The organism is Mycobacterium gastri, assembly GCF_002102175.1.
Taxonomy (GTDB): Bacteria; Actinomycetota; Actinomycetes; order Mycobacteriales; family Mycobacteriaceae; genus Mycobacterium; species Mycobacterium gastri.
In genome coordinates this window covers 20,016-44,780 of the sequence record NZ_LQOX01000010.1, presented here as the reverse complement: position 1 = coordinate 44,780, position 24,765 = coordinate 20,016, and the positions used below count along the sequence as shown (strand labels likewise).

Here is a 24,765-nt window from a genome sequence, read left to right as displayed (position 1 = left end):
ATCAGGGTTGGATACATAACAATCCTCGCCGAGGCCGGCGGGCGGCGTCGGGGGCGCCTCAAGCAGTCGCCGGCGCCCAGTTGCCGTGGAAGCCCATCGGGACCCGCTGGGGCAGGTGCACGGTGGCCATCAATTCGCACGTCTGGGCGTCCAGCAACAACAACTGGCCCTCGTCGCGGTCGCGGTGGTAGCCGTACCCCATGAGGATGCCGTCGTCCTCCGCGTTTTCCCCGGAGGCACCCGGTGGGTTCGGGACGAAGCACATCTCACCGATCAGCAGGGCAGCATCCAGCGGGGCGACTTGGCAGGATCCGGTCTCGTAGTCGTGCTTGTACAGCGAGGTGGACATTTCCGTCGTTCCGCCGGTGAGGTAGCCGCCGTCCACGCCGAGGGTGTAGCCGAACCGATGCCGACCGCCCAGCAGGGTCTCGTTGATCCGGGGAAACTCCTGCGGCCGGTCGTCGCGGCATTCGGTGGTGACGGCACCGGTGGCCAGATTGATGGTCCAGCGATCCAGTGATGGACGCGTGTCGCCGGGGCCGTGGCGATCATGCTCGAACATTCGCGAATAACGCACCACGTCGAGTATCAGCAGCTCGGACCCGTCCCGGGTTTCGGTATAGGCGTTGAGCGGGTGGTAGACGTAGCAGGGTTCGATGTCGAACCAGCGCACGTCCCCATTGCCGCCGTCTCGGGGCATGACTCCGATGCGGGCCGGATAATCGGCGTTCCAGGCGTAGGGCATGCGATCGGACGGCTTGGGGTTGCGGTTCATCATCGCGGCGATCGGGCCGGGAACCCGGACGTGACCGATCACCGACTGCATTACCAGCTGCGCGGGCAAACTCAGCCAGCGCGGCAGCTTCGCGGGCAGTACCTGCGACGCGTCGAAGGTGACCGGCAGGTCGTAGATCACCACGTAGTTGTCGGTCAAGGAGAAGTCGTGCATCATCGGCGACCCGGTCACCTCGATGTCCACCGTGCGCCGAGCCCGCCCCTGGGTGTCGATCACGGAGTACTGCACGGTCCGTCCGCGGGCAAACGAGTACGACACCGCATGCAGTTCGCCGGTCCGTGGGTCGCGGTGCGGGTGGGCGGTGTAGCCGCCGGGCAGGGTGCCGTCGAAATCGCATGTCCCGACGGTGTCGAGGTCCTCGGTGAGCTCGTAGTTGGCGACACCGCCCTCGACGAGCGCCAGGGTTCGTCCGGCGTGGGTCAGCACGCTGGTGTTGGCGCCCAGGGACAGCATGCCCGCCCGGGGATCGAGCCTGCTCGGCGCCGGCTCGCCGAGGGCCACGCATACCGGCAGGCTGCGCACCCAGCGGTTGCGATACCAGCTAGCTTGCCCTTGACGAAGGGCGACCCCGTGGACCATCCCGTCGCCGCTGAACCAGTGATAGACGGCGGGATCGACCTCGGCGACCGGGTTGGGCCCGTTGCGCAGGTACCGTCCGTCGAGATGCTCCGGGATCTGCCCGGTGACCTTCAGATCGGTCGCAGTCACTTCGGCGCGCACCGGCGCCAGCAGACCCTCGAGATAGGGGTTCCCGACTTGGTCGGTTCGCATTGTCGTCACGGCCGAACTCCTATAACGTCGTTATTTCAGTGTTATTCGGACCGTACGCCTGCGCTGAGACGAAGGCAAGGGATGACGAGAAATGACTGAACAAGCCCAACCCGGCATTCGCGGTGTTCGCGAGGAGATGGTGCACGCCGCCGTCGCCCTGCTCGACGAGCACGGACCCGACGCCCTGCAAACCCGCAAGGTGTCCGGGGCCGCCGGGACCTCGACAATGTCGGTTTACACCCATTTCGGCGGCATGCGGGAACTTATCGCCGCGGTGGCTGAAGAGGGATTGCGGCAGTTCGACGCCGCGCTCGCGGTGGCACCGACGACTGACCCCGTTGCCGATCTATTGGTTGTGGGAGCGGCGTATCGACGCTATGCCATCGAGCGCCCGCACATGTATCGCCTGATGTTCGGCAGCACCAGCGCGCACGGCATCAAGGCGCCGGCCCGCGATGTCCTGACGTTGACGGTCTTGGAGATCGAGCAGCACCACCCTAGCTTCGCGCACGTGGTGCGCGCGGTGCACCGCTCGATGCTGGCGGGCCGAATCACTGTGGGTTCGACGGCCGACGGCGCCGTCCCGGACCAGGTGGTCGTGTCCACTGCCGCCCAGTTTTGGGCGTTGATCCACGGCTTCGTGATGCTCGAACTGGCCGGCTTCTTCGGCGAGGAGGGCGCGGCGGTCCCACCGGTGCTGGCCGCGATGACCACGAACCTGCTTGTGGCGCTGGGCGATTCACCCGAGCGGGTGCGGCTGTCGCAGCGCTCCGCGTTCGGCTGAGCGCGCCACGCCCCCGGTTCCGGTACCGGGGGCTTTGGCGTGCGGACTTACTTGACGGTGACGGTGGCGCCGGCAGCCTCGAGCTTGGCCTTGGCCTCATCGGCGGCCTCCTTGGCAACCTTTTCGAGCAGCGGCTTGGGTGCGCTGTCGACCAGGTCCTTGGCCTCCTTGAGGCCCAGGCCGGACACGATCTCGCGGACAACCTTGATGACGCCGATCTTCTTCTCGCCGGCGGCCTCGAGGATCACGTCGAACTCGGACTGCTCTTCGGCGGCCTCGGCCGGCGCGCCACCGGCGGCAGGACCGGCCGCGGCGACGGCGACCGGTGCGGCCGCGGTGACCTCGAAGGTCTCCTCGAACTTCTTGACGAAGTCGGAGAGCTCCAACAGCGTCATTTCCTTGAACGCGTCAAGCAGTTCGTCTGTCGAGAGCTTGGCCATAGTGTGGGTCCTTCCTGGTTTCGGGTAGTGGGGTTATTCGGCTGAGGCCGGTTCTGGAGCCGGGGTTTCAGGGGCGGAAGCCGGCGCGTCTGCGGCAGGTTCTGCCGCAGCCCTCTTTTCCTGCAGCGCCGCTGCCAGTCGGGCAACCTGCGACGCGGGCGCGTTGAACAGCCCGGCGGCCTTGGCGAGGTTGCCCTTCATCGCGCCGGCGAGTTTGGCCAGCAGCACCTCGCGGGACTCCAGGTCGGCGATCCGCTCCACCTCGGCGACGGTCAACGGGTGGCCGTCCATGTAGCCGCCCTTGATGACCAGCGCCTTGTGTTCCCGGGCGAAGGTCTTGAGGGCCTTGGCCGCGTCGACCGGTTCACCGGTGACGAACGCGATCGCCGTCGGGCCCGCGAACAGCTCGTCGAGACCTTCGATACCGGCCTCGGAGGCCGCTCGCTTGATGAGGGTGTTCTTGGCCACGGCATAGCTGGCCGACTCGCCCAGCGATCGGCGCAGCTGGGCCAGGTTGGCCACCGTCAGGCCGCGGTATTCGGTGATGACGGTCGCGGTCGAGGCCTTGAAGCGCTCTGCGATGTCTGCAACGGCGGTGGCCTTGTCAGCCCTGGCCATGCATACCTCCTACAAGTGTGCGACGTGGCATCTGCGGCCACCTCGGAACGTCGAAGAAAGTCGAAGAACGTCTAGGAACCACGAACGCCCCGGCGCAGGGAGCGGCACGGGGCGTAACTGATGCACCGACGCTCGCGCCGGCGCTGATGCCTCGTCCTCCTGCGTGGGCCGCCGGGTTGTTCCCGGACCTTCAACCGATTGCTCGGTGACCGACGGTCTTCGGTGGATCGGCAACAACAATAGCGTTGTCGCGGCGTCGAGGCTAACCGGGCCCCACCAGTCGAGCCGCGCCGACCAGCCCGGCCGCACCGCCGAGCTCGGCCGGCACCACCCGCAGCCCGGCCAGAAAATCCAGCCGCGCATAGTCGGCCAGGGCCGCGCGCAGCGGGTCGAAGAGCAAACGCCCCGATTTGGCCACCCCCCCGCCGATGATCACCAGGTCCAGATCGCAGACCGCCCCGACGGACGCGATCATCGCCGCCAGCGCTGTGGCGCCCCGGCGAAAAGCGGCCAGCGGCACCGAGCTTCCCGCCGCCGCCGCCTCGGCAAGCTCCTTGGCGCCGGCGCCCCGCGGCGCGGACCAGCCGTTGTCGCGGGCCCAGCGCACCATCGACGGGCCGGACGCGATTGTTTCCACGCAGCCGCGGCCACCGCACGCACACCGCGCGCCATCCTGGTCGACCACGACGTGACCGACGTGACCAGCGTTTCCGGTGCGGCCGGGATAGGGAGCGCCGTTGAGCACCAATCCGCCGCCGACACCGGTGGACACCACCATCCCCAGCAAGAATCGGGCGCCTCGTCCCGCGCCGAGCCAGTGCTCGCCCAGCGCCATACACACGCCGTCGCCGCCCAGCTCCACCGGCACGCCGGGCACCACCGCCGAAACCCGGTCGCAAAGCGGAAAGCCCCGCCACGACCGGATATTGATCGGGCTGACGGTTCCGCTATGCCGGTCGATGGGACCGGCTGACGCGATGCCCACGCCGCCAACGGTGCCACCGCCGACCAGTAACGCATCGGCGATCATCGCGGCGACCACGTCCCAGATCCGTTCGGCTCCTTCAGCAGCAGGGGTCGGACGTTCGGCGGTGTGCACCAGCGAGCCGCCCGGGTCGGCCAGGCCTACGGCGATCTTGGTGCCGCCAATGTCAAGGCAGAGCGTATGCATCAGTGACGGTGGGTGTTGTCGGGCTGCCGCGGGTCGGCGGGATGCTCATAGCCGGGCGCCAACCGCACCAATGCGGCCCGGCGCGCGTCCAGCCAGGTTCGAAAGGCGCGCCGTCGTGCGGCGCCCAGCAGATGGTCGGTGATCGCCGGTCGCACCTCCTGCAGCGGCGGACCGGCAATCGCGGGAACCCGCCAGCCGTGACCGCCGGGACGCGGCGCGGCGAACCGCAGCGGGTTGCGCAGATGGTAGTCGGCCACCTGGTCGTCGGTGACCACGACCGCGGCGGTGACGTCGGCGAACAGCGCCCGCGCGAGCGGATCGGCCAGCACCGCCGCGGCGACGCTGCCGATCTCCAATCGCGCCGCCAGATCCGGCAGCAGCTCGGCTTCGGTCGGAGCCCCGGCCGCGGTCAGTCCGCGCGCCGCCGCCTCGGCGGCGATCAGGCGCTCGGTGACGATCAGTTGGGTCAGCCAGCGCCGCAGCTGGCGTCCCTCGCCGGTGCCGCTTGGCGGCAGGGCGGCCGCACGCGGACCGTTGCGTAACCTTGCTTCCCGCGCGTCGACCTCGCCGACGGGGACGGGAACTCCGGCGACGGTCGCAACCAGGTCCAGGCTCATGTCACCGTCACCTTCACCGCCGGTGAGTAGACCAGCCCACCGGCGCAGCCCACCCGCACCAGCGCCCACCACTGGCCGGGTTCCAGCCACGGCGGCGGGGTCACGTCGAATGCGAGCTCGGCCGTACCGCCCGCGGGCAAGACAGCCGCTCGGACGGCCGGACCGAGCCACTCCCAGGTGCCCCACGGGCTGATCAGGTGGGCCTCGAGAACCACGTCGGCTGCAGCACGGCTGCCGAGGGTGACGGTCAGGCGAGCCGAGTCGCCGGCGGCCACGTCGATGTCGGCGGGCCCGTCGAGCAGGTAGGCCAGCTCCTGCTGAGATGTCCCGATCGCGAGGATGCACACGTCCTCGACCACCTGCCGCCACGCGGCCGGCGCCTCGCGGTCGGTGACGGTCAGCTGGGCCCGGACCGGATACAGCCCCGGCGGCGTGCCGGTAGGGATCGCCACCACGACATCGGCTTCCAGGTATTCGCCGGCACCCAAGGTGAACGGCAGCCGGGCCGGCGCCACCGACCAGTCGCCGGGGTGCACCACGTCCACCGTGCCGCCCAGCGCGGAGTCGCCGCAGTCGCTGGCGGCGGTGAGGCGCAACACCACCTGATCTCCCGCCTCGGCGTTGACCAACCGCGGATGTAGGTAGGCGACGGCCGGCAGCCCGCCCAGCGGAGCGGGGCCGCGGTTGTGCAGCCAATAACGGGCGTACAGCGGCTGGGCCGTTTCGGCTTGCGGCGCCAGCTCGGCGTCGCCTGCCGTCCCGCTGATGTCGAGCCGGGCCACCACGGTCGCGACTTGGTAGCCGTGCAGGTCGATTGATCTCTTGCGTTGCTGTGGGGATTCCAGCAGGTCGGCCAACTGGAAGCCGCCTACCTTGCCGACGTCGGAGCCGATCCGCACGCGGGTGGCGGCCCCGGTGGTCTCCACCAGCCGCAGCGCCACCACCGCGGGATCCACGGGCCGGGCGCTGCCGGCCGTCAACGGGTTGCCCGCCGCCTTGAGCGCGCCCAGATGCACCGCATCGGCGGGGTCGACCCGCAGCAGCGAGCCAACCGACGGCAGCCTTGCCGCCGATTTTCGCGGGGTCACCGCGATGAGGGGATGGGAGAACTGCGCACTGCTCGCGGGGAGCCCGGCCCGTCGCCAGTCGCCGTCAGCGCAGACCAGGGCGTAGTCGAAATCGTGGGTCCAGTGCTGGAGTTGGAAGTTGGAGCCGTCGGGCGCGGTGCGCCGCGGTTCGTCGATCCAGACACCGGACGGCCAGCCGGTGCAGGAGCGCATCAGCGCGGTATGCAAGGTGCCCTCGGTGTCGACGGCGAAGCTGGGCACCCCACGGTTGAGCAGCGCCACTGTGCGGGCCTCGAAGGGCTGCATCGACGGCGGTGCCTGCTGGCTGACTTCGATCTCGGCGTCGCCGAGGTCGGCGATCACCGAGGTGATCGCCGCGGCCAGGTTGTTGTCGTCTCGGCCGTCGATCACCAGCACGGGCAGTGCGCCCGGGGCGCGCAGGTCGGCGCCGGGCACCCAGACCGCCGGCAACGGCGCCGCCGCCGGCACCCACACCCTGGCCCGGCCCGTCTCGGCCAGCTGCCGTTGGAGTTCGGCGGTGTACACCGGGTCGGCTTCGACCAACACCGCCTTGGTGAACACGTTGCGGTCGGGCCCGCCCAGCGCGATCCGGGCATCCGGCAGGTTGGAGTCCACGTCGAGGTTGCCGTAACGCGGTTTGTCGGCGCCGCTGCAGGTCGCGGTGACGCCGGCGCGAACCAGCGCGACCATCAGCTCGCGAGCCATCGGGCCGGCCACCGTCTCGCCGGGCGACACCACCTCGGCAACCGAAACCGCCCGGACGGCGTGGCTGCCGACTCGGACCCGCGCCGCCGACGACAAACCGAACCAGCCGTAGGCCGGGTTATCCAGCGTCCACAGGTGCTGGGCAGTGTCGACCGAACGGGGCCCCGATTCACCGGCGCTGTGCAGCAGCGCGAAACCACGCCCGACGACGGCATCCCCCACCTCGCTGACCGGCATGGCACCCGGCACCGGGCACGGCCAGCGCAGCCGCAGCAGGCGGTCTTCGCCGCTGAACTCGTCGATCCTGGTGCGGCAGTCGACGCGGGCCACGCCGTTCCACAGGGTCAGGGTTTGGGTGTAGCGCAAGACCGTGCCGATCCGGCCGCGCACCACCAGCCGCTGGCCCAGCGCGCAGCGGTAGGCCCGCACCTGCGCCGGCGATTCCGACGAACAGACCACCGGCCCCTTGGGCAGCAGGTGCCACGGGCCCTCACCCTGCGTCGGGTGTGCCGGGTATTCCTCGTAGACGGCAAGCTCGTTGCCCACCCGGCCGTCGGCGATGAGCTGACGACCGTCCTGCACCAGCGAGGCCACCGCTCCGCCGCGCGCGGGGTCGACGGTCAAGCGGTAATGCTCGTTGGCGATCGCTGCACCGGGTGCCGGTTGCCAGCCGGCCGGGCCCTCGGCCGCGTCCAGCCGGTAGCACCGCCAGCCCAGCGACGGGACATCCCGCGCCAGCCAGGTGACCGTCCGCCCGTCGTGCTCGACGAGTGCGGGGACCTCGGAGCCGTCGGAGTCACGGACCCGCACCCAGGCGACCAGCGGCGCCTCGAGCCGCACCGTGACGATGTCGGTGCGCCGGTGGGTCAGCGGGTTCCACACGACCACCGAGTGGCCGGAGGCATCGACCAGGCCGGAAATCGATGCCAGTGCGTTGTCGCGGGCGGTGCGGCCCAGTTGCCACGCGTCACGCCAGCCGGTCAGCAGATCGAGGTAAACCTGGTCGGATGCCGATCCGGTGATCGCGTCGTGGTGCGCGCCGTAGGCCAGCTGCACCCAGGCTTTGGCCAACGCTGCCTGCGGATACCGGGCGCCGGTCAACGCTGCGGCGAACACGGCGAATCGTTCGGCGTTCAGGACCGTGTTCTCGGCGGCCCGATTGGCTTGCTTGGTGTCGATGTACGACACGTCCTTGCCGGTGTAGATCGGGTTCATATCGCGGGTCTGCGGCGACGGCACGGCACCGCGCTCGGCGAGTTCGGCGCGCACCGCCGCGAAGAACTCTTGCGGCAGCCCGCACACGAACCGCGGCCAGGTGTAGCGCGCGGCCCAGTCGCGGTGGATCTCGGTCACCCACTTGTTCGGCGGGGTGTAATCGGTTCCGACCGGCAGCAACACATTGCGGGTCAGCGCAACCCTTTTGAGCTGGTCGAAAAGCGCATAGGCGGCCTCCTCGGCCTCGGCCAGCGAGGCCGAGGAGTCCATCCACCAGCCCGCCGAATAGTGTGCCGGCATGTAGTGGGTGAGCAATCCGCGGCCCGACGGCGAAATCCACTCGAATTCGCTGGAAAACTGCATCCGGTCAACCGGGCCGCCTTGGGCCGGGCCCCATTGGTGGTGTGGCCCGCGAGCCCACGAACTCGAGGTCAGCCCCGCGTCGGCGGCCATGCCGGGGAATTGCGGGTCGTGGCCGAACACGTCGAGCTGCCACGCGGTGGCCGGATCGGCGCCCAGCACGTGACGTTGAAATCCGCTGCCGTGCACCAGGTTCCGAATCGTGGTCTCGGGACCGGTGAGGTTGGTGTTGGGCTCGTTGTAGGTGCCGCCCATCACCTCGACACGGGCCTCGGCCAGAAACCGGCGCAGGTCGGCACGGTCCTGCGGGTGGGTGTCCCAGTACGGCTTGAGGTAGTCAACTTCGGCGAGCACGAACTTGTAGTCGGGATCGCGGCGCGCCATCTCCAAATGGGCGCGCACCAGCTCGAAGCCGTTGGCCTGCCGGGCTCTCCCCGGCGGGTCTTCGCGCCACTGGCTGGTGTAGCCGGCCTGGGTGTTCCACCACACCGGGTCATAGTGGAAGTGGCTGACCATGTACATGGTCCAGCCCGGGTCGGCCACCGTGAACTCGAACGCCACGCCCGAGCCGTCGGCATGCGCTCGCGCGGCCCGCTGCCGGCCCGGAATGGGATGCTCGACGGTGACCGGAACCTCGACCACGGTGTCGCCGCTGACGGCGACCGCCTGCCCGCGCAGACCGTCGCCGTCGATGCGGATCGGCGTGGTTTCGGTGCAGTCGCCGACGACGACGCGGGCCAGCTGTAGCGGGGTGTCGGGCGAGCCGACGAAAAGCTCGGTCGATTCCGCCGAAACCACCCGCATCCCCGCACCTTACGGCGACCCACCGGTGCGACAAAGCAGTTGCCCCGCGTGCCGCCGCGTCCGCGAAAAGCTGCGCGATTCGGTACCGACCTGCGCGATTTGGCACACTGCACAGATGAGTTCCACTAAACACCGCGACGTGGCCAAGCTTGACCGGGTGCCGTTGCCGGTCGAAGCGGCCCGGGTTGCCACCACCGGTTGGCAGGTGACCCGCACCGCTGCTCGGGTGCTCACCAGGCTGCCGGCTAAGGGTCCGTGGCAGCAGAAGATCATCAAGGAAATCCCGCAGACCTTTGCCGATCTGGGCCCCACGTATGTGAAGTTCGGGCAAATCATCGCCTCCAGCCCAGGGGCGTTCGGCGAGTCGTTGTCGCGTGAATTCCGCACCCTGCTGGACCAGGTGCCGCCGGCCGACCCCGACGAGGTGCACCGGCTTTTCGTCGAGGAGCTCGGCGACGAGCCGGCCAAGCTGTTCGCCATGTTCGAAGAAGAGCCGTTCGCCTCCGCGTCGATCGCCCAGGTGCACTACGCGACCCTGAAGACCGGCGAGGATGTCGTGGTGAAGATCCAGCGGCCGGGCATTCGCCGTCGGGTCGCCGCCGACCTGCAGATCTTGAAGCGTTTCGCGCAGGCCGTCGAACTGGCCAAGCTAGGCCGCCGGCTCTCGGCCCAAGACGTGGTCGCCGACTTCTCCGACAACCTGGCCGAGGAGTTGGACTTCCGGCTGGAAGCGCAATCGATGGAGGCGTGGGTATCGCATCTGCACGCTTCCCTGCTGGGCCGCAACATCCGGGTGCCGCACGTGCATTGGGACTTCACCAGCGAGCGGGTGCTGACGATGGAGAAGGTGCAGGGCATCCGCATCGACAACGTCGCCGCCATCCGCAAGGCCGGGTTCGACGGCACCGAACTCGTCAAGGCGCTGCTGTTCAGCGTGTTCGAGGGCGGGCTGCGGCACGGCCTGTTCCACGGTGACCTGCACGCGGGCAACCTGTACGTCGACGAGGCGGGCCGCATCGTGTTCTTCGACTTCGGGATCATGGGCCGCATCGATCCCCGTACCCGGTGGCTGCTGCGCGAGCTGGTCTATGCCCTGCTGGTCAAGAAGGACCATGCCGCCGCCGGCAAGATCGTCGTGTTGATGGGCGCCGTCGGGACCGTCAAGCCCGAGGCCCAGGCCGCCAAAGACCTGGAGAAGTTCGCCACCCCGCTTACCATGCAATCGCTGGGCGAGATGTCGTATGCCGACATCGGCCGGCAGCTGTCGGCGCTGGCCGACGCCTACGACGTCAAGCTGCCCCGCGAGCTGGTGCTGATCGGCAAGCAGTTCTTGTACGTCGAGCGGTACATGAAGCTGCTGGCGCCGAAGTGGCAGATGATGTCCGACCCGCAGCTCACCGGGTACTTCGCCAACTTCATGGTCGAGGTCAGCCGCGAGCATCAGTCTGGTGTAGAGGTCCAGTAGAGGTCCAGTGAGGTCTAGTGGAGGTCTGGTGGAGGTCCGCAGCGGCACCGCGGTCGCGGGGCAGGTGAAACTGTTCTACGAGGACATGGGTGACCCCGACGACCCACCCGTGCTGCTGATCATGGGTCTGGGTGCCCAACTGCTGCTGTGGCGGACCGCCTTCTGCGAGAAGCTCGTCGCCCAGGGTCTGCGAGTCATCCGTTACGACAACCGCGACGTCGGCCTGTCCAGCCGGACCGAGCACGCCGACCCCGGCCAGTCGATGGCCGCGCGGCTGCTGCGCTTCTGGTTCGGCCTGCCCAGCCGGGCCGCATACACGCTGGAGGACATGACCGACGACGCGGCCGCCCTGCTGGACCATCTGGATATCGAGCACGCCCACATCGTCGGCGCGTCGATGGGCGGCATGATCGCCCAGGTCTTCGCGGCACGGTTCCCGGAGCGGACAAAGGCTCTGGCGATCATCTTCTCCAGCAACAACCGAGCATGCCTGCGGCCGCCGGCCCTACGCGCCTTGCGGGCCATGCTCAACGGCCCACCGCCGGGCTCGCCGCGCGACGTGGTAATCGACAACGTCGTGCGGGTTACCCGGCTCACGGGCAGTCCGGGCTATCGCCTGCCCGAGGAACGCGTCCGGGCCGACGCGGCCGAGAATTACGATCGCAGCTTCGACCCGTTGGGGGTGCGCCGACAGTTCAGCGCGGTCCTAGGCAGTGGCAGCCTGCTCCACTACAACCGTCGCATTGCGGCGCCGACCGTGGTGATCCACGGCCGAAAGGACATAATGGTGCGGCCTTCCAATGGCCGCGCGGTCGCCCGCGCGATCGATGACGCTCGACTGGTGTTGTTCGACAGGATGGGCCACGATCTGCCCGAGCCGTTATGGGACGGGGTGATCAGCGTGCTGATGAGCAACTTCGCCAGGGCCGGCTGAGTCTTGAACGAGGATTGTAGGGTTGCACAAGGAGGTTGTCTCAAGTGGCCGAGCTGACACCGTATTACGCAGACTCGCAAGCGGCGTATGACATTTCGGACGACTTTTTCGGGCTTTTCCTTGATCCGACGTGGGTCTATACCTGCGCCTACTTTGAGCGCGACGACATGACGCTGCAAGAGGCGCAGCTGGCCAAGCTCGACCTGGCGTTGGACAAGCTCAACCTCGAGTCCGGGATGACGCTGCTGGACGTCGGGTGCGGCTGGGGCGGCGCGCTGGTCCGGGCCGTCGAGAAGTACGACGTCAACGTCATCGGCCTGACGCTGAGCAAGAACCACTGTCAGCGCAGCCGAGACCGGCTTGCCGCCATTCCCACCCAGCGACGGGCCGAGGCGCGGCTTCAAGGCTGGGAAGAATTCGACGAGAAAGTGGACCGGATCGTCTCCTTCGAGGCGTTCGACGCCTTTCACAAGGAGCGGTACGGCGCGTTCTTCGAACGCGCATACGAGATCATGCCCGACGACGGGCGGATGTTGTTGCACAGTCTGTTCACCTATGACCGCAGGTGGCTGCACGAACAGGGCATCGCGCTGACGATGAGCGACCTGCGATTTCTCAAGTTCCTACGCGAGTCGATCTTCCCGGGCGGCGAACTGCCTTCCGAACCCGACATCGTCGACAACGCACAGGCCGCGGGTTTCTCCGTCGAACAGATCCAATTGATGCAACAGCATTACGCCCGGACCCTGGACATGTGGGCCGCCAACTTGGGGACCGCCCGCGAACGTGCCATCGAGATCCAGTCCGAAGCGGTCTATGACAACTTTATGCACTACCTGACCGGATGCGCCGAGCGGTTCCGTCGCCGGTTGATCAACGTCGCCCAGTTCACCCTGGCGAAATAGCCCCACACCGGCCCTGGCCTGGGCAGACTCGGTTGTGATTTAGTGCTGCGGCGCCAAATCGGATAACATTCCCCGAGCACTTTGGGGGAGCGTTTTTCGGTGCATCTTATGTGAGCACCGTAGGGCCGATCCTGGCCCGGAAAGGCATTCATAAGGTCATGGCTGAACAACTGACGCCGCATTTCGACGACGTGCAGGCGCACTACGACTTGTCCGACGACTTCTTCCGGCTATTCCTGGACCCGACCCAGACTTACAGCTGCGCCTACTTCGAGCGCGACGATATGACGCTGGAAGAGGCCCAGATTGCCAAGATCGACCTGGCGCTGGGCAAGCTGGGCCTGCAGCCCGGCATGACGCTGCTCGACGTGGGCTGCGGCTGGGGCGCCACCAAGCGCCGGGCCATCGAAAAGTACGACGTCAACGTCATCGGCCTGACCTTGTCGAAGAACCAGGCCGCCCACGTCCAGAAGACTTTCGACGAGCTCGACTGGGGGCACCGCCCGCTTGCGGGGGACCCGCGCAGCAGGGCGGTGTTGCTGAAGGGCTGGGAACAGTTCGACGAGCCCGTCGACCGGATCGTGTCCATCGGCGCCTTCGAACACTTCGGCCACGACCGCTACGACGACTTCTTCGCCATGGCGCACCGGGTCCTGCCCGCCGACGGCGTGATGCTGCTGCACACCATCACCGGGCTGACCGGACCGCAGATCGTCGAGCGCGGCATGCCGATGACCTTCGAAATGGCGCGCTTCATCAAGTTCATCGTCACCGAGATCTTCCCCGGTGGCCGGTTGCCGTCGATCGAGAAAGTCGAGGAGCACGCGGGCCAGGCCGGCTTCACCCTGACTCGGCGCCAGTCGCTGCAGCCCCACTACGCGCGGACCCTGGACCTGTGGGCCAAGGCGTTGGAGGCGCACCAGGACGAGGCCATCGCGATCCAGTCCGAAGAGGTCTACGAGCGCTACATGAAGTACCTGACCGGCTGCGCCAATGCGTTCCGCATCGGCTACATCGACGTCAACCAGTTCACCCTGGAGAAGTAGTGACTGCGACCATCGCAGATCCCAGTCGGGAAAAACCCGCCTCGCAGCGACTTTCAATGCGATGGATGCGCCCTACCCGGTGTAGGGTGCCGTGGATGATCACCGCGTGAGGGTGTTCGTCTGTTCTTGGAGGACATATGGCTGGTAAGACAACAAGTGCGGTGAGCACCCGGTCCAACTTGGACGACGTCCAAGCTCATTACGACTTGTCCAATGAGTTTTTCGCCCTGTTCGTCGATCCCACCCGCACCTACAGCTGCGCGTACTTCGAACGCGACGACATGACCCTGCATGAAGCGCAGCTCGCCAAGATAGACCTGACGCTGGGCAAGCTGGGACTGCAGCCTGGGATGACGCTGCTCGACATCGGTTGCGGCTGGGGCTCGGTGCTCAAGCGCGCGGTCGAGAAGTACGACGTCAACGTCGTAGGGCTGACGCTTTCCAAAAACCAGCATGCCTACTGCCAGCAGGTGCTCGACGAGGTCGACAGCAGCCGCTCGCGTCGGGTGCTGCTGCGCGACTGGTCCGAGTTCACCGAACCGGTGGACCGCATCGTCGTCATCGAAGCGTTGGAGCACTTCGGCTTCCACCGCTATGACGACTTCTTCAAGTTCGCCTACCAGGCCCTGCCCGCCGACGGCGTGATGCTGTTGCACTCGATCACCGGATTGCATGTCAAGCAGGTCATGGAACGCGGCATACCGTTGACCATGGAGATGGCCAAGTTCATCAGGTTCATCGTGACCGACATTTTCCCGGGCGGCCGGCTGCCGATGATCGAGACCGTCGAGGAGCACGCGCACAAGGTCGGTTTCACGGTGACCCGCCGCCAGTCGCTGCAGCTGGACTTCGCCAAGACTCTGGATTTTTGGGCAGAGGCGCTTCAGGCGCGCAAGGACGAGGCGATCGCCATCCAGTCCGAGGAGGTCTACGAGCGCTACATGAAGTACCTGACCGGCTGCGCCAAGGCATTCCGGATGGGCTACATCGACTGCAACCAGTTCACACTCGCCAAGTAGACTCTGGTGCCACAGACGGGCTATGGGTGCACACGCTCGCGTCATAGGCAGTCACGCCTCGGGGGTTCGTGGGGCGGTTGCACGAGTCATACCGAGGCTTCGCGTGCGTTCGGGCAATGATCACTAATCCAGGAGAACAGGACGACAATGGCTGAAAAGGCGCCGGCACAGACGAAGACCCGGACGCGATCGGAAGACATCCAGGCGCACTACGACGTCTCCGACGACTTCTTCGCCCTGTTTCAAGACCCCACCCGGACCTACAGCTGCGCCTACTTCGAGCGCGAGGACATGACACTCGAGGAAGCTCAGTACGCCAAGATCGACCTCAACCTGGACAAGTTGGACCTCAAGCCGGGCATGACGCTGCTCGACATCGGCTGCGGTTGGGGTACGACGATGAGGCGGGCCGTCGAGCGCTTCGACGTCAACGTGATCGGCCTTACCTTGTCCAAGAACCAGCACGCCCGCTGTGAGCAGGTACTGGCCTCCGTCGACAGCAACCGCTCGCGTCAGGTGCGGCTGCAAGGCTGGGAGGACTTCACCGAGCCCGTCGACCGGATCGTCTCCATCGAGGCCTTCGAGCACTTCGGACACGAGAACTACGACGACTTCTTCAAACGGTGTTTCGACATCATGCCCGAGGACGGCCGGATGACCGTCCAGAGCAGCGTCAGCTATCACCCGTTCGAGATGGCCGCCCGCGGCAAGAAGCTGAGCTTCGAGACGGCGCGCTTCATCAAGTTCATCATCACCGAGATCTTTCCCGGCGGTAGGCTGCCGTCGACCGAGATGATGGTCGAACACGGCGAGAAGGCCGGTTTCATCGTCCCCGAACCCCTTTCGCTGCGCCCGCACTACATCAAGACGTTGCGGATCTGGGGCGACACGCTGGAATCGAATCGGGACAAGGCCATCGAGGTCACCTCCCAAGAGGTCTACGACCGGTACATGAAATACCTGCGTGGCTGCGAGCACTACTTCACCGACGAGATGCTGGACTGCAGCCTGGTCACCTACCTCAAGCCGGGCGCGGCCGCTTAGGTTGTCGGATTAGGGCTGCGCCGTTCGTCTAACAGGTAGAGAGTGAAGCACCGGGCTTCGCTCGCTACCGGAGGTGCCGGTGTATCCGGACTGTAGGGATCTGCCGATGGTCAACCTGGACGGCCTCTTCCGTCGCGAATGGGGTCCGGCCGTCGCCGCGATCGCCCGATGGTCCGGCGACCTCACCCTTGCCGAAGACGCCGTCCAGGTGGCCTGCGCGAAAGCGCTTCGCACCTGGCCCCGTGACGGACTCCCGGATCGTCCCGGGGGGTTCTGCTCGCCGGGGGAAATTAGGCCTCGGCGAAGTTGCGGGTGATGGACGGGTCGACCGGAATGCCGGGGCCGGTCGTCGTCGACACGGTGACCTTCTTCAGATAGCGGCCCTTCGATGCCGACGGCTTCAGCCGCAGCACCTCATCGAGTGCGGCGCCGTAGTTCTCGGCCAGCCGCTTCTCGTCGAACGACGCCTTGCCGATGACGAAGTGCAGGTTGGCCTGCTTGTCCACCCGGAAGTTGATCTTGCCGCCCTTGATGTCGGCGATGGCCTTGGCGACGTCGGGGGTGACGGTGCCGGTCTTAGGGTTGGGCATCAGACCGCGCGGGCCCAGCACCCGGGCGATGCGACCGACCTTGGCCATCTGATCAGGCGTCGCGATCGCGGCGTCGAAGTCCAAGAACCCGCCCTGAATCTTCTCGATCAGGTCGTCACTGCCGACAACGTCGGCTCCCGCGGCGACGGCAGCATCGGCCTTTTCCCCTACCGCGAACACCGCGACCCGCGCGGTCTTACCGGTGCCATGGGGCAGGTTGACGGTGCCGCGGACCATCTGATCGGCCTTGCGCGGGTCGACCCCGAGCCGAATCGCCACCTCGACGGTCGCGTCCTGCTTGGTCGACGACGTCTGCTTGGCGAGCTTGGCCGCCTCCAGCGGCGTATAGAGCTTGCTGCGATCCACCTTTTCGGCGGCGGCGCGGTATGCCTTGCTGGTCTTGCTCATATCCGATATCCAATCTGGTGTTGGGTCGTGGTTTCCAAACGGGCCGAAGCGAGCCCTCCCACAAGTCGGCTCTATGCCGACCTATTCGACGGTGATGCCCATCGACCGGGCGGTGCCGGCGATGATCTTGGCCGCGGCGTCGATGTCGTTGGCGTTGAGGTCGGTCTTCTTGGTCTCGGCGATCTCGCGGACCTGATCCCAGGTGACCTTGGCGACCTTGTTCTTGTGCGGCTCCGCCGAACCCTTGGCCACACCTGCGGCCTTGAGCAGCAGCTTGGCGGCGGGCGGCGTCTTCAGCGCGAAGGTGAAGCTGCGGTCCTCGTAGACCGTGATCTCCACCGGGATGACCTGGCCGCGCTGGTTTTCCGTTGCGGCGTTGTACGCCTTGCAGAACTCCATGATGTTGACGCCGTGTTGACCGAGCGCAGGGCCAACCGGCGGCGCGGGATTGGCCTGACCCGCCACGATCTGCAGCTTGATCAGCCCGGAGACCTTCTTCTTCTTCGGGGGCATGGCGACTCGATTGTTCCTTCCTGGTTAAACCTGTTTGATGCGCTGTGCGGGCGGCTAGATCTTGGAGACCTGGCTGAAGGTCAGTTCCACCGGTGTTTCGCGGCCGAAGATCGAGACCAGCACCTTGAGCTTCTGCTGTTCGGCATTGACCTCGTTGATGGTGGCCGGCAATGTGGCGAACGGCCCGTCCATGACGGTGACCGATTCGCCCACCTCGTAGTCGACCTCGACAACCGGACGTTCCAGCCCGCCCGCTTCGGCGACGGCGGCGGTGCTGGCCGCACCCTTGGCCGCCTTCTTCGCCGCTCCCCGGGGCAGCAGGAACTTCACCACGTCGTCGAGGGAGAGCGCCGATGGGCGCGAGGTTGCCCCGACGAACCCGGTGACCCCGGGCGTGTTGCGCACCGCTGCCCAGGAGTCGTCGGTCAGGTCCATGCGCACCAGGATGTAGCCGGGCAGCACCTTGCGATTGACCTGCTTGCGTTGGCCGTTCTTGATCTCGGTGACCTCTTCGGTGGGCACCTCCACCTGGAAGATGTAGTCACCGACGTCAAGGTTTTGCACCCGGGTTTCCAGGTTAGCTTTGACCTTGTTCTCGTAACCCGCGTAGGAGTGGATGACGTACCAGTCGCCGGGCTTGCTGCGCAGTTCCGCCTTGAGCGCAGCCGCCGGGTCGACCTCTTCAGCGGGGGCTTCTACTTCCTGGGCGGTAGTGGCCTCTTGCAGGTCCACCGCCTCACCCGCGGACGTGTCACCGTCGAAGGTAGTCACGGTTTTCAGTCCTCTCTGTCACTGCCAAGTCTCAGCCGAACACCAGCATCACGAGCCTGCCCAGGCCGAGATCGGCGCCGCCCACCAGCGCCACCATGAAGGCAAGAAATACCAGCACCACCGACGTGTAGGTGATCATCTGCCTGCGGTTAGGCCAGATCACTTTCCGCATCTCGGCCACAACCTGCTTCATGTAGTTGTAGACGAAGATGAACGGGTTGGCCGATCGTGCCGCCGGTCTGCCGGTCTTCGTGGTTTTCTTGGCCTTCACCGACTCCTTAGCCGATGTCTTAGCCGACTTCTCAGCCGACTTCCTGTCTTTTTTGGCGGAGCCCTTCTTCGAGACCTCGGTCGCGGTCGATGACTCCGTGTCCTCGGCGTCCTCGTCGGCCTCGACCGCGCGCTGCCGAGACCGCTTGCCGGTGGGTCGTTGCGGCCGCACCACGGACTTCGTCACCACGGCCGTGCGACCGCCGCTGTCGCTGCCGTCCTCGGTTTCGCCGCCGTCGCTTACGGCGCCGTCGGCGGTGTCGCGCTCGTCGCTCACCGCGTGCTCCTTTGTTCGCTAACTATCCCGCCAGCCGTTCCGCTAAGACTGGGGATCCTCCCAGTGTCCAGCATGGCATGTCTTTGCCTTCAGCAGGGGCGACAGGACTTGAACCTGCAACCTGCGGTTTTGGAGACCGCTGCTCTGCCAGTTGAGCTACGCCCCTTCGCGGTTGGCAGGCCAACCTACTCCTGCCGGGGCTTACATGACACGCGCGCACCCGGTCGGTGGTCACGAACCGAAGTGAGACAATTCGTTTGTCTCGCTCCCGTCGCCGGCTTCGCTCGACCGACTCACGGAAAAGTGCGCTGATGTTGGGAAACCCCGGGGTCCGAGTGTACTAGAGTCTACCCAGGCGCCGGTGCCAGATACTAATTACGCAGTCCTGATGACCTGCCCGGATTCCTTGTCCCATTTGAGTTTGGCGGAGCCGTCGCCCTGCTGCCCCATCAGGGTGGTGTAGGCCTCCAGCACCAGCTCGCCATCGTCGTTGTGGCAGGTGTTCTTGGTGACGACGATGTCGGCGCCGAAACGCTCGTCCACGGAGTGGATCTCCATCCGGGCCCACAGCTTGTCCCCGGCGAGCACGGGTTTGTAGAACACGAACCGCTGGTCGACCTGGACGATCTGCATGGTCTCCATGCCGATGTCGACGTTTCGGAAGAAGTCGAGCTGCACCAGCTTGGCCAGGATTGTCACGAAGGTCATGGGCGCGACGATCGCGTCGTAGCCCAGTTCGGCGGCAGCGTCCTCTTCGAAGTAGGCCGGGTGGTCGCACTTGATGGCTTGGGCAAACTGGCGGAGTTGCTCGCGGCCCACGATGAAGTGGTCGGGGTAGCGCCAGATCATCCCGCGGATATCGGTCTTCAAGGCCATAGTTACGCCAATTTCGCCGACGCGATCGCCCGCCCGAAGATTTTCTTGCCGCCGGTGGTGGCGGTGAGCGCGATGGTGACCGACTTGCTGTCGGGATCCAGAGACTTCACCCGGCCACTGAACACGAGCTCGGCACCCTTGCCGTCGTTGGGCACCGGTACCACCGCGGTGAACCGCACGTTGTACTCGATGATCGCACCCGGGTCGCCGACCCACGACGTGACGTAGCCACCGCCGATGCCCATCGTCAGCATGCCGTGCGCGATCGCGGTGTCCAGCCCGACGAGCTTGGCGATGTCGTCGTCCCAGTGAATCGGGTTCAAGTCGCCCGACACGCCGGCGTAGTTCACCAGATCCTGGCGGGTCAGCGGATAGGTCCGCTCCGGAAGCTGGTCGCCGACCTTGACCGAACTGAACTCACGCAGCGCCATCTGAAAATCCCACTTCCCCATCCTCGCCCGCACGACCCGCCAGGGTCGTGTAGGTCTCCTGCACTATGTCACCGTCTTCATTGGTGATGATGTTCTTGGTCACGATGATCTGGGTGCCGTGCGCCTCACGCATCGAATCCACGAACACGTCGCAGTAGAGCTTGTCACCGGCAACGATCGGCTTAGCGAACTTCAGCACCTGGTCGACCTGGACGACCTGCGCGTCCTGGACGGCGATGTTCGCGTGTTTGAAAAACGCCGATTGCGCCTTGTAGCCGAATACACAGATGAATGTCAACGGCGCCAACAGGCCGTCGTAGCCGAGTTCTGCGGAGGCCTTCTCGTCGAAAAAGAAGGCGTCGTCGTTTTGCACGGCCTGCGCATGCTCGCGGATTTTTTCGCGCTCTACCTCGTAGTGGTCGGGGTAGCGGTAATGCATCCCGACAATGTTGGTTGTCAGTGGCACGGCTATCGAATCTACCGAATCAGTTTGGCTACCGTATGTGGTCACCGCGTCTCGCGGTGCGCTTGGTGCTTGCCGCAGTTCGGACAGAACTTTTTCAGCTCCAGGCGGTCCGGGTCGTTGCGGCGATTCTTTTTGGTGATGTAGTTGCGGTGCTTGCACACCTCGCACGCCAAAGTGATCTTCGGCCGCACGTCGGTACTGGAAGCCATGACGGTTCTCTCTCGAATCTGGTGTCAAACGTTTCGGTGTTGTGTTGTAGCGATGGCCGGACTCGAACCGGCGACCTAACGATTATGAGTCGTTCGCTCTAACCGACTGAGCTACATCGCCTCTGGGCCGCCCCGCCTTGGTTCAGGGCTGCCCTCCTGCTCGGCGTCCGCCGAGCCCCCTAACGGAATCGAACCGTTGACCTTTTCCTTACCATGGAAACGCTCTACCGACTGAGCTAAGGGGGCCGCTCACCCGTAACGGCCAGTCGTGCCCCGGGCAAAAAGAGGGTACAGCCTGGCGCGCGGCGTCACCAAACCACGTGCGCGACGCGATGCGCCAACCGGCGGGCCTGGACACGCTGGACGACGGGGGCACGACGGGTGTGCGGATCAGCCGCCGCGGTTGCCCCGGTGCGGATCGAGCACACTGAGGTCGCTGAATTCGTCGTATTGCTCCTCGTCGGACTCCCCGCTACCACCCTCGGCGAGAAGGGTCCGCAACGCGAGATGGACCGCTTCGCGCGCATCAGCCAGACCGTACCGACGGATCGCTTCCTGGACCAGATCGTCGTCGATCTCGATCTCGACCTTCTTCCGCATGCGCCAACAATACCCACCGGCTTGCCCGGGGAATCATAGAAGGCCCGCATTTCGCATTCGGGCCATTGCGGCGTCAAGACCGCCAGGATTGGACCGATCTTGGATCAGTCATAGTCTGGTGACGTGTCAGATTCGGACCGGCTGTATTTCCGGCAACTGCTCTCCGGTCGCGACTTTGCCGTCGGCGACATGATCGCCGCGCAAATGCGCAACTTCGCGTACCTGATCGGCGACCGCAAGACCGGCGACTGCGTTGTGGTCGACCCCGCCTACGCCGCCGGCGACCTCGTCGACAGGCTGGAAGCTGACGACATGCACCTGTCGGGGGTGTTGGTGACGCATCATCATCCGGACCATGTCGGCGGCTCGATGATGGGCTTCGAGCTCAAGGGATTGGCCGAGTTGCTGGAGCGGGCCACCGTACCGGTGCACGTGAACACCCATGAGGCATTGTGGGTTTCCCGGGTGACCGGGATTCCGATGAGTGACCTGACCACCCATGAGCACCGCGACAAGGTCGCCATCGGCGACATCGAGATCGAGTTGCTGCACACTGCGGGCCACACGCCGGGCAGTCAATGTTTCCTCCTCGACGGCCGGCTGGTCGCCGGCGACACGCTGTTCCTGGAGGGATGCGGGCGCACCGACTTCCCCGGCGGGGATTCCGACGAGATCTACCGCAGCCTGCAACAGCTCGCCGCGCTGCCCGGTGATCCGACGGTATTTCCCGGGCACTGGTATTCGACAGAACGCAGTGCGCCGCTCTCGGAGGTTAAGCGCTCGAACTATGTCTATCGCGCCGCCGATCTGGGTCAGTGGCGCATGTTGATGGGCGGCTGAGCACGGGCGCCGGACCCGGGTTGATCCCCGGCAGGTGCCCGCCGCCGCGATGCGGGGGCCGCATCTAGGATCGTGGCGACGCAATTTCGCTGGCGGATCGGTGTGGTGGTATAAGCGGAGGGTGGATTCCATGGGGTGGGTCCAGAGCAGCTGGCATGGGGTCACCGATGTCGAGTCCGGAACCTGGTTCGCGGTGGCCGCGTGGGCGGCGCTGGCGCTCGGCGTAATCGCACTGATCGTGATGAACTATCAGATTCGCCGCAACCGCGAACTGACGTTCGAGCAGACGAGACCGTATGTGTCGATGCTGATGGAGCCCCACGTCGCGGACTGGCATGTGATCGAACTCGTGGTCCGAAACTTCGGTCGCACCGCGGCCTACGACATCCGGTTCTCGTTTCCCAATCCGCCGACCGTGGCCGAATACGAGAACGCCTCGGACGGTTACGCCGATGTCGTCGAATTACAGTTGCCCCGCGAACTGCCGACGCTGGCACCCGGTCAGGAATGGCGGATGGTGTGGGATTCGGCACTTGATCGCGCCGAGATCGGCCATGGCGTCGAATCCCGGTTCGAGGGGACGGTGATCTACTACGACCGCCCCGAGCAGCCGCGCGGCTGGCGGTTCTGGCGCCGGGGACGGCGTCCACTGGAAACAAAAGTGGTGCTGGACTGGGATGCCCTGCCGCCGGTTCAGCGGATCGAGCTGATGACGACTCACGACCTGGCGAAGCGGGAAAAGCAGAAACTGGAGCTGTTACGCAGCGTGCTGACGTATTTTCACTACGCAAGCAAGGAAACGCGGCCCGACGTTTTCCGCAGCGAGATCGACCGGATCAACCGCGCCGTCCAGGAGACCCAGGACCGGTGGCGCACCCGCCAACTCGACGAACCCACCGACGTCAGCCTGCGCTGGGGTGACGCGGAAAGCGAGCTGGGCAAGCATCGCAGTCAGGGGGTCTGAGGGCTCGCTGCGACCGGGCAAGCGGTGCGTGGCGAAGGTGATCTGATTCAATCGACGTCCCTACCGAAGGAGTAAACCCATGAGCGGCCCGGTCACCTATACCCACGACGAAACCATCGCGGTGATCCGGATGGATGACGGCAAGGTCAACGTGATCGGCCCCGCCATGCAGCAGGCACTCAACGAGGCGATTGACCAAGCCGACCGGGATAATGTCGGTGCGCTGGTCATCGCCGGCAACCACCGGGTGTTCAGCGGCGGTTTCGACCTCAAGGTCCTGACCTCCGGCGAGGTGCAGCCCGCGATCGACATGCTGCGCGGCGGCTTCGAGTTGGCCTACCGGCTGTTGTCCTATCCCAAGCCGGTGGTGATGGCCTGCACCGGTCATGCGATCGCGATGGGCGCGTTCCTGTTGACCTCTGGCGACCACCGTGTGGCCGCTCATGCCTACAACATTCAGGCCAATGAAGTCGCGATCGGCATGACCATTCCCTACGCCGCCCTGGAAATCATGAAACTGCGGCTGACTCCGTCGGCCTACCAGCAAGCCGCCGGGCTGGCCAAGACATTCTTCGGTGAAACCGCGCTGGCGGCCGGCTTTATCGACGAGATCGTGTTGCCCGAAGTGGTGCTCAGCCGCGCCGAGGAAGCCGCGCATGAATTCGCCGGTCTCAATCAGCAGGCCCACGCCGCAACCAAATTACGCGCCCGCGCCGACGCCCTGAAAGCGATGCGTGCCGCCATTGACGGAATAGAAGCGGAATTCGGGGTGTAACGGCGGCGTAGTGCCGGTAACGGCCGCCGCGTTTCGAATTCTCACCGCCGGGTAACTACCCGCCCATGGCTACGCCGGACCGGATCGCCCAGCCCTGGGGAACCAGGACCCCTACGGAACCGGCCAGGACTGGCCGCAGCGCATCGATCAATATCTGGCCGACGGCCTGAACCCGGAATCGGTGGATCAGCGGGTGCAGTCGGCTGCGGTGTTGTACTCCAACGGTGACGGCCTGGACATCGCCGTCGTGAACCGATCCCGAGTCGGCGTTCGAGGCGTGGCAGAAGTGCAGCGCCGGGCGGCCCTGCGACTACTCCGGTCTGAGCTACGCCAAGCTGCGTGGCGGCAGTGGCATCCAATGGCCTTGTAACGCAGAGCATCCCGACGGTACCGAACGGCTGCACACCGACGCCGGATTCTGGGCGCATCCTGACTACTGCGAGGCTTACGGCAAGGATCTGATCACCGGCGCTCCGCTGGAGCCCACCGAATATCGCGCGATGAACGCCTACGGCAAAGCCATTATCAAAGCGGCCGAATATATTCCGCCGCACGAGCCGACCACTGCCGAGTTCCCGTTCGCGTTGATCACCGGCCGCACCCTTTACCATTTCCACACCCGCACCAAAACGGCTCGGGCACCGCAACTTCAAGACGCCGCACCCGAGGTGTGGGTGGAAGTCTCGCAGCGCGACGCGGGCCGTCTCGGCATCGCGGAAGGCGATACCGTCGAGGTGAGCACCCCGCGCGGCAGCGTCCGCTGCGCCGCCCGGATCAGCCGCATCCGGGCGGGCGTGTTGTTCGTGCCGTTCCACTACGGCCATTACGGCTATTGGGACGCCTATGGGGACGCCGCCGACCATGGCCATCACCGGGCCGCCGATCTCGAACTGCTGGAGCTGACGTCGCGCTGCCATCCGCAGACACTTCGCCAGATGCGCTGGGCCAACGCCATGCTCAAAGAACTCTCGCCGCAGGTGCTCACCAGCTGAA

General features: G+C 65.8%; 26 protein-coding genes, 3 tRNA genes and 1 pseudogene. 12 read left to right on the top strand and 18 right to left on the bottom strand.

All coding sequences use genetic code 11. The features are described 5' to 3' along the window. Positions 1 to 58 precede the first annotated feature (58 nt). Positions 59 to 1,567 carry a carotenoid oxygenase family protein gene (locus tag AWC07_RS01970; protein WP_425271206.1) on the bottom strand — a complete coding sequence of 503 codons (1,509 nt, stop codon included), beginning with the start codon at positions 1,565 to 1,567 and terminating at the stop codon, positions 59 to 61. A gap of 91 nt (positions 1,568 to 1,658) precedes the next feature. Between AWC07_RS01970 and AWC07_RS01965 the strand changes: the two genes are divergently transcribed. Continuing rightward, the gene (locus tag AWC07_RS01965) at positions 1,659 to 2,351 is read left to right on the top strand and encodes a TetR/AcrR family transcriptional regulator (protein WP_036410592.1); all 693 of its coding nucleotides are present in this window, start codon (positions 1,659 to 1,661) and stop codon (positions 2,349 to 2,351) included. A 47-nt stretch (positions 2,352 to 2,398) separates the two neighbouring features. On the opposite strand, the gene rplL is transcribed toward AWC07_RS01965, so the two are convergent. The 5 genes from rplL to AWC07_RS01940 form a co-directional block, all read right to left on the bottom strand. Further along, positions 2,399 to 2,791, bottom strand: coding sequence for a 50S ribosomal protein L7/L12 (rplL, locus tag AWC07_RS01960; RefSeq protein ID WP_036398434.1), 393 nt, complete (start codon positions 2,789 to 2,791; stop codon positions 2,399 to 2,401). A gap of 33 nt (positions 2,792 to 2,824) precedes the next feature. Beyond that, the gene (gene rplJ / locus AWC07_RS01955) at positions 2,825 to 3,409 is read right to left on the bottom strand and encodes a 50S ribosomal protein L10 (RefSeq protein WP_036410590.1); all 585 of its coding nucleotides are present in this window, start codon (positions 3,407 to 3,409) and stop codon (positions 2,825 to 2,827) included. A gap of 262 nt (positions 3,410 to 3,671) precedes the next feature. Continuing rightward, positions 3,672 to 4,580: an ROK family protein gene (locus tag AWC07_RS01950; RefSeq protein ID WP_036410589.1), complete on the bottom strand. Its 909-nt coding sequence runs from the start codon at positions 4,578 to 4,580 to the stop codon at positions 3,672 to 3,674. Then, positions 4,580 to 5,197: a DUF7158 domain-containing protein gene (locus tag AWC07_RS01945; RefSeq protein WP_036410596.1), complete on the bottom strand. Its 618-nt coding sequence runs from the start codon at positions 5,195 to 5,197 to the stop codon at positions 4,580 to 4,582. The genes AWC07_RS01950 and AWC07_RS01945 overlap by 1 nt, the downstream gene beginning before the upstream one ends. Beyond that, positions 5,194 to 9,369, bottom strand: a complete 4,176-nt coding sequence (locus AWC07_RS01940) for a glycoside hydrolase family 38 N-terminal domain-containing protein (RefSeq protein ID WP_036410588.1) — start codon at positions 9,367 to 9,369, stop codon at positions 5,194 to 5,196. Before AWC07_RS01940 ends, AWC07_RS01945 begins: the two co-directional genes overlap by 4 nt. Before the next feature lie 115 nt (positions 9,370 to 9,484). Between AWC07_RS01940 and AWC07_RS01935 the strand changes: the two genes are divergently transcribed. The 7 genes and pseudogenes from AWC07_RS01935 to AWC07_RS01905 all read left to right on the top strand — a co-directional run. Then, complete coding sequence (locus AWC07_RS01935) at positions 9,485 to 10,834, top strand: ABC1 kinase family protein (protein WP_036410586.1); 1,350 nt, start codon at positions 9,485 to 9,487, stop codon at positions 10,832 to 10,834. A 25-nt stretch (positions 10,835 to 10,859) separates the two neighbouring features. Further along, positions 10,860 to 11,768, top strand: coding sequence for an alpha/beta hydrolase (locus tag AWC07_RS01930; protein ID WP_279628849.1), 909 nt, complete (start codon positions 10,860 to 10,862; stop codon positions 11,766 to 11,768). A 44-nt stretch (positions 11,769 to 11,812) separates the two neighbouring features. After that, positions 11,813 to 12,673 carry a mycolic acid methyltransferase MmaA1 gene (gene mmaA1 / locus AWC07_RS01925; protein WP_036410582.1) on the top strand — a complete coding sequence of 287 codons (861 nt, stop codon included), beginning with the start codon at positions 11,813 to 11,815 and terminating at the stop codon, positions 12,671 to 12,673. 158 nt (positions 12,674 to 12,831) lie between these two features. Next, entirely contained in the window at positions 12,832 to 13,719 is an 888-nt protein-coding gene (locus tag AWC07_RS01920; protein WP_036410594.1) for a cyclopropane mycolic acid synthase family methyltransferase, read from the top strand. Between the two features lie 137 nt (positions 13,720 to 13,856). After that, on the top strand, positions 13,857 to 14,738 hold the full coding sequence (mmaA3, locus tag AWC07_RS01915; RefSeq protein ID WP_036410580.1) for a methoxy mycolic acid synthase MmaA3: 882 nt from the start codon (positions 13,857 to 13,859) through the stop codon (positions 14,736 to 14,738). A 147-nt stretch (positions 14,739 to 14,885) separates the two neighbouring features. Beyond that, complete coding sequence (gene mmaA4, locus AWC07_RS01910) at positions 14,886 to 15,782, top strand: hydroxymycolate synthase MmaA4 (RefSeq protein ID WP_036410578.1); 897 nt, start codon at positions 14,886 to 14,888, stop codon at positions 15,780 to 15,782. A gap of 106 nt (positions 15,783 to 15,888) precedes the next feature. Then, a pseudogene (locus tag AWC07_RS01905) lies at positions 15,889 to 16,056 on the top strand (RNA polymerase subunit sigma-24); the annotation flags it as partial. 16 nt (positions 16,057 to 16,072) lie between these two features. On the opposite strand, the gene rplA reads toward AWC07_RS01905, so the two are convergent. The 12 genes from rplA to AWC07_RS01845 all read right to left on the bottom strand — a co-directional run bounded on the left by rplA (position 16,073) and on the right by AWC07_RS01845 (position 21,193). Beyond that, positions 16,073 to 16,780 carry a 50S ribosomal protein L1 gene (rplA, locus tag AWC07_RS01900; RefSeq protein ID WP_036410577.1) on the bottom strand — a complete coding sequence of 236 codons (708 nt, stop codon included), beginning with the start codon at positions 16,778 to 16,780 and terminating at the stop codon, positions 16,073 to 16,075. An 81-nt stretch (positions 16,781 to 16,861) separates the two neighbouring features. Further along, complete coding sequence (gene rplK, locus AWC07_RS01895) at positions 16,862 to 17,293, bottom strand: 50S ribosomal protein L11 (RefSeq protein WP_036410576.1); 432 nt, start codon at positions 17,291 to 17,293, stop codon at positions 16,862 to 16,864. Positions 17,294 to 17,347: 54 nt separating this feature from the next. Continuing rightward, positions 17,348 to 18,064, bottom strand: coding sequence for a transcription termination/antitermination protein NusG (gene nusG, locus AWC07_RS01890; protein WP_036410574.1), 717 nt, complete (start codon positions 18,062 to 18,064; stop codon positions 17,348 to 17,350). 31 nt (positions 18,065 to 18,095) lie between these two features. Beyond that, a complete protein-coding gene (gene secE / locus AWC07_RS01885) occupies positions 18,096 to 18,611 on the bottom strand; it encodes a preprotein translocase subunit SecE (RefSeq protein WP_036410571.1) in 516 nt (171 codons plus the stop codon). A gap of 93 nt (positions 18,612 to 18,704) precedes the next feature. Continuing rightward, positions 18,705 to 18,777 (bottom strand) — tRNA-Trp (locus AWC07_RS01880). 209 nt (positions 18,778 to 18,986) lie between these two features. After that, a complete protein-coding gene (hadC, locus tag AWC07_RS01875; RefSeq protein WP_036410568.1) occupies positions 18,987 to 19,487 on the bottom strand; it encodes a (3R)-hydroxyacyl-ACP dehydratase subunit HadC in 501 nt (166 codons plus the stop codon). 2 nt (positions 19,488 to 19,489) lie between these two features. Continuing rightward, positions 19,490 to 19,918 (bottom strand): (3R)-hydroxyacyl-ACP dehydratase subunit HadB, encoded by a 429-nt coding sequence (gene hadB, locus AWC07_RS01870; RefSeq protein ID WP_036410565.1) that lies wholly within the window; start codon positions 19,916 to 19,918, stop codon positions 19,490 to 19,492. Then, a complete protein-coding gene (hadA, locus tag AWC07_RS01865; RefSeq protein ID WP_425271205.1) occupies positions 19,905 to 20,357 on the bottom strand; it encodes a (3R)-hydroxyacyl-ACP dehydratase subunit HadA in 453 nt (150 codons plus the stop codon). Before hadA ends, hadB begins: the two co-directional genes overlap by 14 nt. 68 nt (positions 20,358 to 20,425) lie before the next feature. After that, a complete protein-coding gene (gene rpmG / locus AWC07_RS01860; RefSeq protein ID WP_003898538.1) occupies positions 20,426 to 20,593 on the bottom strand; it encodes a 50S ribosomal protein L33 in 168 nt (55 codons plus the stop codon). Positions 20,594 to 20,640: 47 nt separating this feature from the next. After that, a tRNA-Met gene (locus tag AWC07_RS01855) sits at positions 20,641 to 20,714 on the bottom strand. Between the two features lie 52 nt (positions 20,715 to 20,766). After that, positions 20,767 to 20,839: transfer RNA gene (locus tag AWC07_RS01850), tRNA-Thr, on the bottom strand. A gap of 144 nt (positions 20,840 to 20,983) precedes the next feature. Continuing rightward, on the bottom strand, positions 20,984 to 21,193 hold the full coding sequence (locus tag AWC07_RS01845) for a type II toxin-antitoxin system VapB family antitoxin (protein WP_036410560.1): 210 nt from the start codon (positions 21,191 to 21,193) through the stop codon (positions 20,984 to 20,986). Between the two features lie 123 nt (positions 21,194 to 21,316). Here AWC07_RS01845 and AWC07_RS01840 point away from each other — a divergent pair, with 123 nt between their 5' ends. The 4 genes from AWC07_RS01840 to AWC07_RS29970 all read left to right on the top strand — a co-directional run bounded on the left by AWC07_RS01840 (position 21,317) and on the right by AWC07_RS29970 (position 24,764). Further along, positions 21,317 to 22,033 (top strand): MBL fold metallo-hydrolase, encoded by a 717-nt coding sequence (locus AWC07_RS01840; RefSeq protein WP_036410557.1) that lies wholly within the window; start codon positions 21,317 to 21,319, stop codon positions 22,031 to 22,033. 130 nt (positions 22,034 to 22,163) lie between these two features. Further along, entirely contained in the window at positions 22,164 to 22,997 is an 834-nt protein-coding gene (locus AWC07_RS01835; RefSeq protein ID WP_036410555.1) for a hypothetical protein, read from the top strand. A gap of 79 nt (positions 22,998 to 23,076) precedes the next feature. Continuing rightward, on the top strand, positions 23,077 to 23,772 hold the full coding sequence (locus AWC07_RS01830) for a crotonase/enoyl-CoA hydratase family protein (protein ID WP_036410552.1): 696 nt from the start codon (positions 23,077 to 23,079) through the stop codon (positions 23,770 to 23,772). Positions 23,773 to 24,272: 500 nt separating this feature from the next. After that, positions 24,273 to 24,764, top strand: a complete 492-nt coding sequence (locus tag AWC07_RS29970) for a molybdopterin dinucleotide binding domain-containing protein (protein WP_036410547.1) — start codon at positions 24,273 to 24,275, stop codon at positions 24,762 to 24,764. Position 24,765 lies beyond the last annotated feature (1 nt).